The organism is Gemmiger sp. An194, assembly GCF_002160145.1.
GTDB lineage: Bacteria > Bacillota > Clostridia > Oscillospirales > Ruminococcaceae > Allofournierella.
Genome location: NZ_NFKA01000010.1, coordinates 40,451 through 56,239, shown reverse-complemented (window position 1 = coordinate 56,239; position 15,789 = coordinate 40,451). Strand labels below are relative to the sequence as shown.

The 15,789-nt window shown below is 63.0% G+C and carries 10 protein-coding genes; all 10 read left to right on the top strand.

Annotation, left to right across the window (positions count from 1 at the left end; all coding sequences use genetic code 11):
• Positions 1–19 precede the first annotated feature (19 nt).
• Complete coding sequence (locus B5F28_RS07990; RefSeq protein WP_087295052.1) at positions 20–1,852, top strand: ribonuclease J; 1,833 nt, start codon at positions 20–22, stop codon at positions 1,850–1,852.
• 28 nt (positions 1,853–1,880) lie between these two features.
• Positions 1,881–3,866, top strand: coding sequence for a DHH family phosphoesterase (locus B5F28_RS07985; RefSeq protein WP_087295050.1), 1,986 nt, complete (start codon positions 1,881–1,883; stop codon positions 3,864–3,866).
• A 75-nt stretch (positions 3,867–3,941) separates the two neighbouring features.
• Positions 3,942–4,385 (top strand): 50S ribosomal protein L9, encoded by a 444-nt coding sequence (gene rplI, locus B5F28_RS07980; RefSeq protein WP_087295048.1) that lies wholly within the window; start codon positions 3,942–3,944, stop codon positions 4,383–4,385.
• A 165-nt stretch (positions 4,386–4,550) separates the two neighbouring features.
• Positions 4,551–5,948 carry a replicative DNA helicase gene (dnaB, locus tag B5F28_RS07975; protein ID WP_087181990.1) on the top strand — a complete coding sequence of 466 codons (1,398 nt, stop codon included), beginning with the start codon at positions 4,551–4,553 and terminating at the stop codon, positions 5,946–5,948.
• Positions 5,938–7,323, top strand: coding sequence for a tRNA lysidine(34) synthetase TilS (tilS, locus tag B5F28_RS07970; RefSeq protein ID WP_087295046.1), 1,386 nt, complete (start codon positions 5,938–5,940; stop codon positions 7,321–7,323). The genes dnaB and tilS overlap by 11 nt, the downstream gene beginning before the upstream one ends.
• A 6-nt stretch (positions 7,324–7,329) precedes the next feature.
• Positions 7,330–7,875, top strand: a complete 546-nt coding sequence (gene hpt, locus B5F28_RS07965) for a hypoxanthine phosphoribosyltransferase (RefSeq protein WP_087295044.1) — start codon at positions 7,330–7,332, stop codon at positions 7,873–7,875.
• Between the two features lie 155 nt (positions 7,876–8,030).
• Positions 8,031–10,115, top strand: coding sequence for an ATP-dependent zinc metalloprotease FtsH (ftsH, locus tag B5F28_RS07960; RefSeq protein WP_481808390.1), 2,085 nt, complete (start codon positions 8,031–8,033; stop codon positions 10,113–10,115).
• Positions 10,116–10,136: 21 nt separating this feature from the next.
• Complete coding sequence (locus B5F28_RS07955; protein ID WP_087295040.1) at positions 10,137–11,138, top strand: hypothetical protein; 1,002 nt, start codon at positions 10,137–10,139, stop codon at positions 11,136–11,138.
• Between the two features lie 374 nt (positions 11,139–11,512).
• On the top strand, positions 11,513–13,489 hold the full coding sequence (locus tag B5F28_RS07950) for a DNA gyrase/topoisomerase IV subunit B (RefSeq protein ID WP_087295038.1): 1,977 nt from the start codon (positions 11,513–11,515) through the stop codon (positions 13,487–13,489).
• 18 nt (positions 13,490–13,507) lie between these two features.
• Positions 13,508–15,757 (top strand): DNA gyrase subunit A, encoded by a 2,250-nt coding sequence (locus B5F28_RS07945; RefSeq protein ID WP_087295036.1) that lies wholly within the window; start codon positions 13,508–13,510, stop codon positions 15,755–15,757.
• The last annotated feature ends 32 nt before the right edge of the window (positions 15,758–15,789 follow it).

The following is a 15,789-nucleotide window of genomic DNA, read 5'->3' as shown; positions in this document are numbered from 1 at the left end:
AATTTTACGGAGGAGATCTATGACTCAACAAAAAAACGCAAAGGAAAAAGAACCCCAAAAGCCGCGCGCTGCCCATAAGCCGGCCGCGCCCAAGGCCGAGAACGCGGGCGCGCAGCAGCCCGCCCAGCGCCGCCGCCCCTTCTATTCCCGGGGCCGCAAGCCCGCCGCCAAGAACCACGCCAAGCAGGAAGAGGCCGTGCCGGTGCACATCATCCCCCTGGGCGGTCTGGGCGAAGTGGGCAAGAACATCACCCTGTATGAATGCCAGGGCGATATGCTGATTGTGGACTGCGGACTGGTCTTCCCGGACAGCGATATGTTCGGTATCGACCTGGTCATCCCGGACTTCACCTATGTGGTACAGAACAAGGATAAGATCAAGGGCGTGGTCATCACCCACGGCCACGAGGACCACATCGGCGCGCTGCCCTACCTGCTCAAGCAGGTGAACCTGCCCATCTACGCCACCAAGCTGACCATCGGTCTGATCAAGAACAAGCTGGAAGAGCACAATCTGCTGGGCCGCACCAAGCTGGTGGAGATCCATCCCCGCCACAAGTTCAAGCTGGGCTGCTTCACCATCGAGCCCATCCATGTGAACCACTCCATCCCGGACGCAGTGGCCCTGGCCATCGACTGCCCGGCGGGTGTGATTATCCAGACCGGCGACTTCAAGATCGACTACACCCCGCTGTCCGCCGGGCCCACCGATCTGGTGACCATTGCGGAATACGGCAAGAAGGGCGTGCTGGCCCTGCTGAGCGACTCCACCAACGCCGAGCGGCCGGGCTTTACCGCCACCGAGCACAAGGTGGCCGACAGCTTTGCCAACCTGTTCCGCCGGGCGGACAAACAGCGCATTATCATTGCCACCTTCGCCTCCAACATCTACCGGGTGCAGCAGATCATCGATCTGGCGGTGGAAAACGGCCGCAAGGTGGCGGTGTCCGGCCGGAGCATGGCCAACAACACCCAGATGGCCCTGGAGCTGGGCTACCTGCATGCGCCGGAGGGCGTGCTCATCGACCTGGAGCAGATCAACAAATATCCGCCGGAGCAGATCGTGCTGATCACCACCGGCAGCCAGGGCGAGCCGCTGAGCGCTTTGTCCCGCATGGCCAGCGCCAGCCACCGCAACGTGCGGGTGGGTCCCGGCGATTTCATCATCATCTCCGCCACTCCTATCCCCGGCAATGAGAAGATGGTCACCAAGGTGGTGAACGGTCTGCTGCTGCTGGGCGCGGAGGTCATTTATGAATCCATGTACGATGTGCATGTGTCCGGCCACGCCTGCCAGGAGGAGCAGAAGCTGGTGCTCACGCTGGCAGCACCCAAGTATTTCCTGCCGGTGCACGGCGAGTACAAGCAGCTGAAAAAGCATGCCATCACCGCCGAAAAGCTGGGCATTCCCCCGAAGAACATCCACATCGCCGAGATCGGCCAGGACATCATTCTTTCGGCCGACGGTCTTTCCACCGGTGAGCCGGTGCCTGCGGGCGCCGTGATGGTGGACGGTCTGGGCGTGGGCGACGTGGGCAACGTGGTCCTGCGGGATCGCCGTCATCTGTCTGAGGACGGTCTGGTGATCGTGGTGGCCACCGTCAACTCCCGCACCGGTCAGGTCATGGCCGGGCCGGATCTGGTCTCCCGCGGCTTTGTGTATGTGCGCGAGAGCGAGCAGCTGATGGACGAGGCACGCCGCCTGGTGAGCCAGTGCTTCGAGCGGTGCGCCGCCGAGAACGTGCGGGACTGGAACAGCGTGAAGACCCGCGTGCGGGAGGCGCTGTCCTCCTACATCTACCGCAAGACCAAGCGCAGCCCCATGATCCTGCCCATCCTCATGGAGGTCTGACCCCAAACGCAAAGGAGGCTGTTGGGCCATGGATCTGAAACCCCGTTTTACAATGGAGGTCTTCACTGGCGGGCTGGTGGTGCTGTGCGCGCTGCTGGCCGTTCTGGTGGGCCTGCTGGAGCCGCGGCTGCTCTGGGTGCTGATCCCTCTGGCGGCACTGGTGGCGCTGGCTGTCCTGCTGCTGGCGCGGCGGCTGCGCCGTGGGCTTGCCCGGGCGCTGCAGTGCGAGAAATTTGAAAACAGCCAGACCCAGCTGAGCCTAGGGGCGCTGACCCTGCCGGTGGCGCTGCTCAGCGGCAAGACCCTGGTGTGGTATAACACCCCCTTCCGCCAGCGCATTCTGGCGGATGAGGACCGGCTGCTTGCTCCGGTGGGCAAGGTGCTCTGCGGGCTGGACCTGCATCAGTGCGGCGAGCCTGCGGGCCAGGTGCTGGAGCACGGGGGCCGCAAATACAATATCTTTGCGTCGACCACCGCCGGGCGTGAGGCACTCACCGTGCTGTACCTGGTGGACGAGACCGATCTGCGCCAGCGGGCGGCGGAATACGACGCCACCCGTCCGGCGTATATGATCATCGAGATCGACGCCTACGCCGAGCAGCTGGCCGAGCTGAAGGACTCGGAAAAGGCCCGGGTGCTGGAAGGCATCAACCGGGTGCTGGAAACCTACATCGGCCGCACCACCGGCTTTTTGCAGCGGGTAAGCAACGCCCGCTACATAGCGGTGGTGGAGGAACGCCACATGAAGGAAATGGTGGCGGCAAAATTTGATGTACTGGACAAGATCCGCGCCCTGGAGGGCGAGGTGAACGTGACGCTGTCCATCGGCGTGGGCCGGGGCGGCGATACCCTGCGCCAGTGCGAGGAGATGGCCCGCCAGTCGCTGGACATGGCCCTGGGCCGCGGCGGCGACCAAGCGGCGGTCAAGACCCCCGAGGGCTTTGCCTTCTACGGCGGCGTATCCCGCAGTGTGGAAAAGCGCAGCCGGGTCAAGAGCCGCATCGTGGCCAAGGCCCTGTGCGATCTGATCCGCCAGGCGGACAGCGTGCTCATCATGGGTCACCGGATGAGCGATCTGGACTGTGTGGGCGCAGCCATCGGTGTGCTGCGCATCTGCAAGGGGCTGGACGCTCCCGCCGCCATTGTGGTGCGGCGAGAGGCCACGCTGGCCCAGAGCGTGCTGGAGGAATTCCAGAAAGCGGGCCTGGGCGAGGATTTCATCTCGCCGGAGGTTGCGCTGGACGGCATGACCGACAACACCCTGCTTCTGGTGGTGGATACCCACATCAAGGGCCTTTTGGAAAGCGGCGATGTATACCGCAAATGCCGCCAGGTGGCGGTGATCGACCATCACCGCAAGGCGGTGGGTCACATCGACAACGCGGTGCTGTTCTTCCACGAGCCCTATGCTTCCTCCACCTGTGAGCTGGTAAGCGAGCTTTTGCAGTATGTGGAGGGGCAGCAGTTCCGCCCCACTCAGCTGGAGGCAGAGGCGCTGCTGGCCGGCATCATGCTGGACACCCGCAACTTCGGCATCCACACCGGCGTGCGCACCTTTGAGGCGGCGGCTTATCTGCGCCGCATGGGCGCCATGACCGAGCGGGTGAAGCTGCTGTTCAATTCCAGCTTGCAGGAATACACCGCCAAGTCCAATCTGGTGGAAAACGCCGATATCTATATGGGCTGTGCGGTGTCGGTCTCCGGCGAGCTGCCGCCGGACATGGCGGTGGCGGTGCCTCAGGCGGCCAACGACCTGCTCACCATCCAGGGGGTGGGGGCAAGCTTCGTGGCGGTGCAGCAGGGCAGCGGGGTGAACATCTCGGCCCGCAGCATGGGCGCCGTGAACGTGCAGGTCATCATGGAGCAGCTGGGCGGCGGCGGTCATCTGACCATGGCGGGCGCGCAGCTGAAAGACACCACCATCGACGAAGCGGAAAAGCGCATCCGTCAGGCCATTGCCCGCTACCGGCAGGAGCAGGCCGAGGAAGAGGCCCGCTCGGGCAAAAAAAGATAAACCCGGCCCCAGCGGCCGGCCAAAATACGCGGTGCTTGCATGCAAGTGGCCGCGCACATAAGGAGAGAGATACCAATGAAGGTCATTCTGAAGCAGGATGTGAAGAACATCGGCAAAAAGGACGAGATCCACGAAGTATCGGACGGCTACGCCCGCAACTTCCTGTTCCCCCGCGGCCTGGCCGCCGAGGCGGACGCCAGCGCGCTGAATCTGGTGCGCACCAAGAACGAGGCCAAGGAGCATCACGCTGCCGAGGCTCTGGCCGCTGCCCAGCAGCTGGCCGCCACCATCAAGGACAAGACCGTTGTGATCAAGAGCAAGGGCAACGGCGGCCGTCTGTTCGGTAAGATCACCTCCAAGGAGGTGGCCCAGCACCTGAGCCAGATGGTGGGCACCGAGATCGACAAGCGCAAGGTGGAGCTGGAGCGGGACATCAAGGAGTTCGGCACCACCAACGCCACCGTGAAGCTGCACCCCGGCGTGACCAGCACCTTTAAGGTGAAGGTCGAGGAGCAGTAAAAAACGGAACTGCTGCGCCCAGTGGGGCGGCCATGGGGAAGAATGGCCCCGAAGGCTGCGCCCGCTGGGCGCTGCTTGCTGAAAGCAGAAACGCACGCTTCGCCCGGTTCGAAGCGATGCGCTTTTGCCTGAAAAACCAACCGTAGCGAAAGGGAACGATGCCTGATGCAGGATACAAATTTTGAGCTGGACAGCATGAACCTGGCCGAGCCGTATAATATGGAGGCGGAGCAGTCGGTGCTGGGCGCCGCCCTGCTGGACAGCGAGCGGGTGATGCCCGCGCTGATCAATACCCTCAAGCCGGAGATGTTCTACTCCCGCCAGAACGCCGAGATCTTCAGCCAGATGGTGGAGCTGTATTCCGGCACCGAGCAGCTGGACGCGGTGACCCTGATCGACGCGGTGGCCTCCACCGGCGTGTTCGAGAGCATGGAGGCCGCCAAGGTCTACATCGCCCGTCTGGGCGAGGTGGTGCCCTCCATCAGCAACTTCTCCGCCTACGCCCGCATCGTGGAGGAGAAATACCTCACCCGCCAGGTGATGCAGCTGGCCCAGAACATCCTCAAGCAGTCCAGCGCCCAGCCGGACGCGGATATGCTGCTGGAGAGCGTGGAGCAGCGCCTGACCGACATCCGCTCCAACCAGAAGCGGGAGGAGCTGACCAAGCTGTCCGACGCGTTCCTGGAGACCATGGCCACCCTGCAGAAGATTGCGGGCCCCAACAAGGACAAATATGCCGGTATTCCCACCGGCTTTACCTATCTGGATTCCATTCTCACCGGTCTGGGCCGGTCCGACCTGATCATTCTGGCCGCCCGCCCCGGTATGGGCAAGACCAGCTTCGCGCTGAACATCGCCACCAACGTGGCCAAAAAGAGCCACATCCCGGTGGCCATCTTCAGTCTGGAGATGAGCAAGGAGCAGCTGACCAACCGTATCCTCTCCGCCGAGGCCGGTGTGGACAGCCACTCCTTCCGCTCCGGCGCGCTGAGCGGCAACGACTGGGATGACCTGGCCCACGCCATGGACGTGCTGCACGATGTGCCCATCTTCATGGACGACACCTCCGGCATCACCATACCCGAGGTGAAGGCCAAGATCCGCAAGATCAACCAGGACCCGGAGAAGACCCCCATCGGCCTGGTGGTCATCGACTACTTACAGCTGATGACCAGCGGCAAGCGCACCGAGAACCGGGTGCAGGAGATCAGCGATATCACCCGAAACCTGAAGATCATGGCGAAGGAGCTGAACGTGCCGGTCATCGCCCTGTCCCAGCTGTCCCGTGCGGCGGAAAAGAGCAGCGGCCGGTCCGACCACCGGCCCCAGCTGTCCGACCTGCGTGACTCCGGCTCCATCGAGCAGGACGCCGACATCGTGCTCTTTTTGTACCGCGAGGGCTACTACACCTCCATGAGCGGCGAGAGTCTGGAGGAGAGCGATTCCAGCACCGCCGAGTGCATCATCGCCAAGAACCGTCACGGTGAGACCGGCAAGGTGGACCTGGGCTGGGACGGCGCGCACACCCGCTTCGTGAACGTGGACTACAACCATGCGGGATGAGCCGATGAGCGCCGCGGCCTTTGAGGAGCAGGCGCTGGAGAGCATCCGAAGCCAGAACCTGCTGCAGCCCGGCGACCGGGTGATTGCGGCGGTATCCGGCGGGGCGGATTCCATGGCCCTGCTGCGCTTTTTCCTGCGCCGGGGCCGGGAGCTGGGCATCACGCTGGAAGCAGCCCATGTGAACCACGGCCTGCGGGAGGCGGCGGATGCGGACGAGGCCTTTGTGGCGGAATTCTGTGCAAAAGAAGGCGTGAAGCTGCACTGCCACCGTGCCGGGCGGCAGACCGAGCGGCGCAGCGAGGAATGGGCAAGGCAGCTGCGCTACGACTTCTTTGAGCAGCTGCGGAAAAAAGACCCGGCGGTGAAGATCGCCACCGCCCACACCCTCACCGATCAGGCGGAAACGCTGCTGTTCCGGCTGGCACGGGGTACCGGGCTGGCGGGCGCGGCGGGCATCCCGCCGGTGCGGGGGCCCTTCATCCGGCCGCTTCTGGAACTGCCCCGTAAGGCCACCGAGGCCTATTGCCGGGCCACCGGCACCCCCTTCGTGCTGGATGAGACCAACGAAAGCGACGAATACGCCCGCAACCGGCTGCGCAATCAGGTGCTGCCCCAGCTGGAGCAGATCAACCCGGAGGCCCAGCGGGCTTTGGGGGAATATTGCCGCCGGGCCCAGGGCTGGCTGCAATATTTTCGCCGCCAGGGGGAACACTTGCTGCAAACGGCCCGCTGCGGCGACGGCTGGAGCGTTTCGGTGCTGCAAAAGGCGGACCCGGTGCTCCGGGCTGAGGCGCTGCGCTGTCTGGTGGAGGAGAAAACGACCCTGCGCCAGGCGGATCTGCCCAAGCTGGAGGCATTGATCGCGGGGGAAAGCCGTGCGGCCCAGCTGGCGGGCGGCGTGCGCGTTGAGCGGTGCGCCGGGGTGCTGCGCTGGGCGCAGAGCTGCGAAGAAGAGCCTGCTGCTCCGCAGCCCGCCGAGCCGGGGGAATACCGGCTGCCCGGCGGCTACCGGCTGCGGCTGGAGCTGGTGGAAGGCGAAGATTGTGAACAAATCAAAAAATTTGCCGGGGGCCGGAAAAAAGGCTTAACCAATTGTGTGGATTATGATAGAATAAGGAGTAGTTTGTCTCTGCGTACCCGCCAGCCGGGCGACTGGTTCCGGCCGGAGGGGCGCAGCGGGAGCAAAAGTTTGAAAAAATACTTCAACGAGGCGGGAATTCCCGGTGCACAGCGTGCGCTGGTGCCCCTTCTGGCCCAGGGCAGTCAGGTGATCTGGCTGTGGGGCGGCGGAGTGGCCCAGGGGTTTGCCCCCACAAGCGCCACCAGCCGTATCCTGGTGATCCGCCCGCTGGAACCAACCAACAAGGAGCAGTGAATAACAATGAGTCAGAGCAACGATATCCTGCAGGTATTACTCACCGAAGAGCAGCTGAAGGCCAAGTGCGCCGAGATGGGCGCCCAGATCACCAAGGACTACCAGGGCAAGAACCTGCTGCTGGTCACCGTGCTGAAGGGCGCCGTGGTCTACCTGGCCGACCTGATGCGCTGCATCGATCTGCCCTGCGCCATCGACTTCATGGTCGTTTCCTCCTACGGCAGCGGCGTGAAGACCAGCGGCGTGGTGAAGATCGTGAAGGACCTGGATCAGGACCTGTCCGGCAAGGACATCCTGATCGTGGAGGACATTCTGGACTCCGGCATGACCCTGAGCTATCTGAAGACCCTGCTGGAGGGCCGCAACCCCGCCAGCATCCGCATTGCCACCCTGCTGGATAAGCCCAGCCGCCGCAAGGTTGACCTGCAGGCGGACTACGTGGGCTACGAGGTGCCGGACGAGTTCGTGGTGGGCTATGGCCTGGACTACGACGAGCAGTACCGCAACCTGCCCTACGTGGGCATTCTCAAGCCCGAAGTGTACACCAAATAACATGCGCACGGGGGCGCGAAGCAACGGCCGAACCGCGGCCGGGCTCCCGTGCGGAATAGGAGATGAAGTCTTTGCAGCGTAAACCAAAATTCAACGGCATGATCATCGTCGTGCTGCTGGCGCTGAGCGTGTTGGCTCTGAATCTGTGGAGCCTGATGAACACCTCCACCACTACCATGAGCTACTCCCGGGTGCTCAGCTACTTCCAGTCCCAGCAGGTGGTCGGTTTCGAGATGGACCTGAACACCGGCGACATCAAGCTGGCACTAGTAGAGGGCAGCGTGGAGCTGCCTTCTAACGCGGTGGATACCGGCAAGCAGTCCGGCACCCGCGGCCAGCTGGCCCAGGGCGGCATGTTTGATCTGATCCGCAGCCAGAGCCAGAGCGCTACCGGCGCAAAGGAGACCGTGGATCAGCTGCCCAGCGGTGAGGGCATCTGGCAGGTGGAATACCGCGTGCCCTATTTCAGCATTTTCTACGAAGAGGTGCAGCCCTACGTCCAGGCCTACAACGAGGCCCATTCGGACGCGCCCATGTATCAGGACTACACCCCGGTGAAGAGCAGCGTGCCCATCTGGGACATCATGATGATGGTGGTCATGGTGGGCAGCATGATCTTCATTTTCTACGTGATGTTCAAGGGCAACCAGGGCGGCAACATCATGAATGTGGGCCGTGCCAAGGTGAAGGACCAGAACGACGACAAGCGCAAGACCACCTTTGCGGATGTGGCCGGTGCGGATGAGGAAAAGGCCGAGCTGGAAGAGATCGTGCAGTTCCTCAAAAACCCCAGCCAGTTCAACAGCCTGGGTGCCCGCATTCCCCACGGCGTGCTGCTGGTGGGCCCTCCGGGTACCGGTAAGACCCTGCTGGCCCGCGCCTGCGCAGGCGAGGCAGGCGTGCCCTTCTACTCCATCTCCGGCTCCGATTTCGTGGAGATGTATGTGGGCGTGGGTGCCTCCCGTGTGCGCGACCTGTTCGACAAGGCCAAGAAGACCGCGCCCAGCATCATCTTCATCGATGAGATCGACGCAGTGGGCCGCCAGCGCGGCACCGGTCTGGGCGGCGGTCACGACGAGCGCGAGCAGACCCTGAACCAGATGCTGGTGGAGATGGACGGCTTCGGCGCCAACGAGGGCGTCATCGTCATCGCGGCCACCAACCGGGCCGACATCCTGGACCACGCCCTGCTGCGCCCCGGCCGGTTCGACCGTCAGGTCTACGTGGGCCTGCCGGATGTGAAGGGCCGTGAGGAGATCCTGCGGGTACACACCCGCAAGAAGCCTCTGGCTCCCGATGTGAACCTGAAGACCATTGCCCAGTCCACCGCCGGTTTCGCCGGTGCGGACCTGGAAAACCTGGTGAACGAGGCGGCTCTGCTGGCTGCCCGCCGGGGCAAGAAGGCCATCACGGAAAAGGAGATCGAGGAAGCCTCCATCAAGGTGGTGGCCGGCCCCGAGAAGAAGAGCCGTGTGGTCACCGAGAAGGAGAAGAAGCTCACCGCGTACCACGAGGCGGGCCACGCGATCACCAGCTGGTTCTGCCCCACCAACGACCCGGTGCATCAGATCAGCATCATCCCCCGCGGCCAGGCGGGCGGCTACACCATGTACCTGCCCGACAAGGACGCCAGCTACGTGACCAAGACCGCCATGCAGGAGCGCATCGTGAGCCTGCTGGGCGGCCGCGTGGCCGAGAGCCTGGTGCTGGAGGATATCTCCACCGGCGCTTCCAACGACCTGGAGCGCGCCACCCAGACCGCCCGCAGCATGGTCACCCGCTACGGCTTCTCCGAGCGGCTGGGCCCTGTGGTGTATGGCTCCGACCCGGAGGAGACCTTCTTGGGCCGTGATTTCAGCCAGGGCAAGGGTTATTCCGATTCCATCGCTGCTGAGATTGACAGCGAGATCCGGGACATCGTGGACGAAGCCTACGAGAGAGCCCGCCGCATCCTGAGCGACAACATGGATAAGCTGCATGTGGTGGCCGCCGAGCTGATCAAACGGGAGAAGCTGTCCGGCGAGGAGTTCAAGACCCTGATGGAGGGCGGCACCCTGCCCGAAGCCGAGCAGCCCGCCCCGGCCGCAGCACCCGCTGAGCCGGCACAGCCCGCTCAACCTGCCCAGGCTGCTGAGCCTGCGGAACCCGCCGAACCCGCTCAGCCTGCCGAGACCGCCGAGACTGCCGAGCCTCTGCCGGAGCAGCCGGACCAGGGCGAAAAGCCCGAGGGCTCCCTGTAACAGGAAAGGAGTAACGCTCTTATGGAAGAGAATTTCGACCTTTTGGCCCAATCCCGCGCCAACTATTACACCAAGGGCAGCCCCATCCAGTTTGTGAAGGTGGAGCTGCTGAAGGGCGACCAGAGCGGCGACATCGCGGTCTGCCTGTCCTTTAAAAACATTTCCAGCCAGCCGGTCACCGGCCTGCTGGTGGAGTTCAAGTGCAAGGACCGCACCGGTACCGTGGTCTGCCAGGACCGGTTTGAGTACCAGGGCCTGAACGCTGCGGGCGGTCAGGTCTTCGGCTCGGACGATGCGGTCTACATCAGCCAGGCCCCGGTGGGCAGTGTTGAGGTGGACCTGCTCCGGGCTTATCTGGCCGACGGCAACGCGCTGGATCTGACCGGCTATGTGCGCACCCGCCTGCCCGCGCCCAAAAAGCTGCCGGAGGACCTGGCCAGAAAGCTGAGCGAGCGCACCGGCAAGGAGGGGCTGCAGTTTGTGCCCCAGGTGCTGGACCAGGGCTGGTACTGCGCCTGCGGTGCCTTCCATCCCCGTGAGGAGAGCGGCGTGTGGTGCAGCGAGTGCGGCTCCGACCGCATCCTGCTGCAGAACACCCTGTCCAGCATGCTGCAGGCGGCGCAGACCGCCCAGCAGCCCGCGGCGGATGAACAGCCCACCCGCATGGTACCCCCGGTTCGCCCGGAGGAGCCCACCCGCGCGGTGCCCCCGCTGCGCAATCAGCCGGACCCCAGCTACGATGTGCCTCCGCTGCATCCCGACGAGGAGGATGACTCGGACATGACCCTGGCCGATGACCGGGGCCGCAGCCGCTATGCCGCTTCCCGTCTGGGCTTCCGTGAACAGGATGCCTATGAGGATGAGGGCGGCTATGAGGAGGACTACCAGGACGACTACGAGGAATACGGGGACGAGGAGATGGACCCCCGGGATGTGATCGCGGAAAAGATCATTCGCTGGGCCCCGCCCATCACCGCCGTGCTGTGTGCCATCGTGGCCCTGATTGGCTTCCTGCTGGCCTGATTTGGGCGCTGAATCATCACAAAACAAAAAGACCTTCCGCATTGCAGGCCGCAGTGCGGAAGGCCTTTTTTCGCTGTGGAAGAGGTTCAGTGGGGCGCCGGGCTGGTAACAATCGGTGAGGAACGCCCAGACAAGAACCGAAAAAGCAGGGCCGAAAAGTTCGAAAAACGCCACCCGATGGCCCGCAAACGGCCCGGCAGAGCGCCCCGCCGCACCCTGCGCGCCTTGACATTTTCCGCCGGGGCGTGGTTAAATAATATGGTATGCATTCAAGAACGTGAGAAAATCCCCGGCGCACAAGGGCCTGCCCTGGCGCAGACAGAGGGGGAAAACGGGGGAAAGAAGCCCCCAAAACCAACAGGAGGTAGAACAGGTTGGCCAAAAAACAGGAATATGGCAACGACAGTATTTCCAGCCTGAAGGGCGCGGACCGGGTGCGCAAACGCCCTGCCGTTATCTTTGGCTCGGACGGCGTGGAGGGCTGTGCCCATTCCATCTTCGAGATCCTTTCCAACTCCATCGACGAGGCCCGCGAAGGCTACGGCGAGAAGATCCTGCTCACCCGCTTTGCGGACGGCAGCATCCAGGTGGAGGATTTTGGCCGGGGCATCCCGGTGGACTATAACCCCAAGGAGCAGCGCTACAACTGGGAGCTGGTGTTCTGCGAGATGTACGCCGGCGGCAAGTACTCTGCCGGGGAGGACAACTACGAGTATTCCCTGGGCCTGAACGGTCTGGGCCTGTGCGCCACCCAGTACGCCAGCGAGTGGATGACCGCCGACATTTACCGGGACGGTTTCCACTATCATCTGGACTTCAAGCAGGGCGAGCCCGCGGGCGAGATGATCAAGGAGCCCTTCAAGGGCCGCCGCACCGGCAGCATCATCCGCTGGAAGCCGGACACCCAGGTGTTCACCGACGTGAACGTGCCCACCGAATATTTCACCGACACCATGAAGCGGCAGGCGGTGGTCAACGCGGGCCTGGATCTTGTCTTTGTGGACCAGACCGGGCCGGAAAAGCAGACCATCGAGTTCCGCTACGAAAAGGGCATTGAGGATTATGTGAACGAGACCGTGGGTCTGGATTACATCACCCCCGCCCGCTACTGCGAGTCCACCGCCACCGGCCGGGACCGGGAGGACCAGCCGGACTACCGGGTGAAGATGAGCGCCGCCTTCTGCTTCTCCAACAAGGTGCAGATGCTGGAATACTACCACAACTCCAGCTGGCTGGAGCACGGCGGCAGCCCGGACCGTGCGGTGCGCACCGCCTTTGTGAACCAGATCGATAACTTTTTAAAGACCAAGGGCCTGTACAAAAAGAACGAGAGCAAGATCACCTTTGCCGATGTACAGGACTGCCTGGTGTATGTGTCCAGCACCTTCTCCACCCGCACCAGTTACGAGAACCAGACCAAAAAGGCCATCACCAACAAGTTCGTGGCCCAGGCCATGACCGAGTTTCTGAAGCACAATCTGGAGGTCTACTTCCTGGAGAACCCGGAGGAGGCCCAGAAGATCTGCCAGCAGGTGCTCATCAACAAGCAGAGCCGCGAGCATGCGGAAAAGACCCGCCAGAGCATCAAGAAGACGATGACCAGTCAGATCGACATCGCCAACCGGGTGCAGAAGTTCGTGGACTGCCGCACCAAGGATGTGAGCCGCCGCGAGCTGTACATCGTGGAGGGCGATTCCGCCATGGGCGCGGTCAAGACCAGCCGGGACTCCGAGTTCCAGGGCATCATGCCGGTGCGCGGCAAGATTCTGAACTGCCTGAAGGCGGACTATGACCGCATTTTCAAATCCGATGTTATCACCGACCTGATCAAGGTGCTGGGCTGCGGCGTGGAGCTGGGCGGCAAGGCCAAAAAGGACCTGGCCACCTTCAACCTGGACAACCTGCGCTGGAACAAGGTGGTCATCTGTACTGACGCCGACGTGGACGGTTACCAGATCCGCACCCTGATCCTGACCATGCTCTACCGGCTCACCCCCACCCTCATCAACGAGGGCTACGTGTATATTGCCGAAAGCCCGCTGTACGAGATCAACACCAAAAACAAGACCTACTTTGCCTACACCGAGCCGGAAAAGGCAAACATCCTTTCCCGCATCGGCAAGGAGAAGTATACCATTCAGCGCTCCAAGGGTCTTGGTGAGAACGACCCGGAAATGATGTGGCTCACCACCATGAACCCGGAGAGCCGCCGTTTGATCAAGGTGAACCCGGAGGATGTGGAGCACACCGCCGCCGTGTTTGACCTGCTGCTGGGCGACAACCTGGCCGGCCGTAAGGAGCACATCGCCCAGCACGGCGTGGAATACCTGGACGACCTGGATCTTTCGTAAGGGGAGGAGAGAAGAGCAATGGCAAAAAAACAGACCAAACGCGCCACCCCCGCCCGGCCCCAGCTGGGCGATAACGTGGAGATCCTGGACGCGGGCGTTGTAATCCAGAGCCCCATCACCGAGACCCTGGAAAAGAACTACATGCCCTACGCCATGAGCGTCATCGTCTCCCGCGCACTGCCGGAGATCGACGGCTTCAAGCCCGCTCACCGCAAGCTTTTGTACACCATGTACGGCATGGGCCTGTTGAAGGGCGCCCGTACCAAGAGCGCCAACATCGTGGGCAGCACCATGCACCTGAACCCCCACGGCGACGCGGCCATCTATGAGACCATGGTGCGCATGGGCCGAGGCAACGAGAGCCTGCTGGTGCCCTTTGTGGATTCCAAGGGCAACTTCGGCAAGGCCTACAGCCGGGACATGGCCTACGCCGCCAGCCGATACACCGAAGCCAAGCTGGAGGCGGTGTGCGAGGAGCTGTTCCGGGACATCGACAAGGACACCGTGGACTTTGTGCCCAACTACGACGGCACCACCACCGAGCCCACCCTGCTGCCGGTGACCTTCCCCACCATTCTGGCCAACAACACCCTGGGCATCGCCGTGGGCATGGCCTCCAACATCTGCTCCTTCAACCTGGCGGAGCTGTGCGAGACCACCGTGGCCCTGATGCGCCATCCGGACCACGACCTGCTCACCACCCTGCCCGCTCCGGATTTTGTGGGCGGCGGTGAGATTCTGTACAACGAGGCCGAGCTGCGCAAGATCTACGAGACCGGCCGCGGCAGCGTGCGGGTGCGCGCCCAGTACCGTTACGAGAAGGACGGCAACATGCTGGAGATCACCCGCATTCCTCCCACCACCACGGTGGAGGCGGTGATGGACAAGATCGCCGAGCTGGTGAAGACCGGCAAGATCAAGGAAATCAGCGACATGCGCGACGAGACCGATCTGAACGGCCTCAAGCTGACCATTGACCTGAAGCGCGGCCAGGACCCGGACAAGCTGATGCAGAAGCTGTTCCGCACCACTCCTTTGGAGGACAGCTTCGCCTGCAACTTCAACCTGCTCATCGGCGGCCAGCCCCGTGTGCTGGGCGTGCGGCAGATCCTGAACGAGTGGGTGGCATTCCGGGTGGAATGCGTGCGCCGCCGCACCTATCACGACCTGCAGGGCAAGCAGAAGCGCCTGCACCTTTTGAAGGGCCTGGAGGCCATTTTGCTGGACATCGACAAGGCCATCCGCATCGTGCGGGAAACCGAGGAGGATTCCGAGGTGGTGCCCAACCTGATGATCGGCTTCGGCATCGACGAGACCCAGGCCGAGTACGTGGCCGAGATTAAGCTGCGCCATCTGAACCGGGAATACATCCTCAAGCGCACCCAGGAGATCGCTGACCTGGAGGCCGAGATCGCCCGCCTGGAGGATATCCTGAAATCCGAGGCCAAGATCCGCCGCATCATCATCGAAGAGCTGAACGCGGTGGCCAAGAAATACGGTCAGCCCCGCCGCTGCCAGATTCTGTACGACGTGGAGACCGCGGACTCCGCCGCCGAGGAGGAGAGCCTGCCGGATTACCCGGTCACCGTCTTCTTCACCCGGGAGGGCTACTTCAAGAAGATCACCCCCCAGTCGCTGCGTATGAGCGGCGAGCAGAAGCTCAAGGAAGGCGACGAAGTGGTGCAGCAGATCGAGACCCGCAACGACGCCTGGCTGCTGTTCTTCACCGACCAGCGGCAGGTGTACAAGTGCCGCGCGGCGGATTTTGCCGACACCAAGGCCAGCGTGATGGGCGAGTTCGTGGCGGCCAGCCTGGGCATGGACGAGGGCGAGCTGCCGGTCTACATGGCGGTCACCCTGGATTACAAGGGCTATATGCTGTTTGCCTACGCCAACGGCAAATTCGCCAAGATCCCCATGAACAGCTACGCCACCAAGCAGAACCGCAAAAAGCTGCTCAAGGCCTACAGCGACAAGGAGCAGCTGGCCTGCATGGTGCAGCTGCCTGAGGAGACCGAGCTGGCGGTTCGCACCAGCGGCGGCCGGATGCTGCTGGCCCACACCACCCAGATCGCCGAGAAGCAGACCCGCGACACCGCGGGCGTGGCGGTGATCACCCTGAAAAAGAACCAGCACATCGAATGGGTCAAGCCCGCCGGTGCGCTGGAGCTGGCCAACCCCCATCGGTACCGGGTGCGCAGCTTGCCCGCCGCAGGCGCTCTGGTGCGGGAGGAGGATGTGGCCGAGCAGCTGCAGCTGGGCCAGTAAAACCGGCCTGCTGCCCCGGGAAAAGCCCGCAG

Bases quoted from the DNA above. Each gene is read 5' to 3' on its own strand.
- B5F28_RS07955 (WP_087295040.1), top strand. From the start codon at position 10,137: ATGGAAGAGAATTTCGACCTTTTGGCCCAATCCCGCGCCAACTATTAC.
- hpt (WP_087295044.1), top strand. From the start codon at position 7,330: ATGAGTCAGAGCAACGATATCCTGCAGGTATTACTCACCGAAGAGCAG.
- tilS (WP_087295046.1), top strand. From the start codon at position 5,938: ATGCGGGATGAGCCGATGAGCGCCGCGGCCTTTGAGGAGCAGGCGCTG.
- B5F28_RS07990 (WP_087295052.1), top strand. From the start codon at position 20: ATGACTCAACAAAAAAACGCAAAGGAAAAAGAACCCCAAAAGCCGCGC.
- ftsH (WP_481808390.1), top strand. From the start codon at position 8,031: ATGAACACCTCCACCACTACCATGAGCTACTCCCGGGTGCTCAGCTAC.
- B5F28_RS07985 (WP_087295050.1), top strand. From the start codon at position 1,881: ATGGATCTGAAACCCCGTTTTACAATGGAGGTCTTCACTGGCGGGCTG.
- rplI (WP_087295048.1), top strand. From the start codon at position 3,942: ATGAAGGTCATTCTGAAGCAGGATGTGAAGAACATCGGCAAAAAGGAC.
- B5F28_RS07945 (WP_087295036.1), top strand. From the start codon at position 13,508: ATGGCAAAAAAACAGACCAAACGCGCCACCCCCGCCCGGCCCCAGCTG.
- dnaB (WP_087181990.1), top strand. From the start codon at position 4,551: ATGCAGGATACAAATTTTGAGCTGGACAGCATGAACCTGGCCGAGCCG.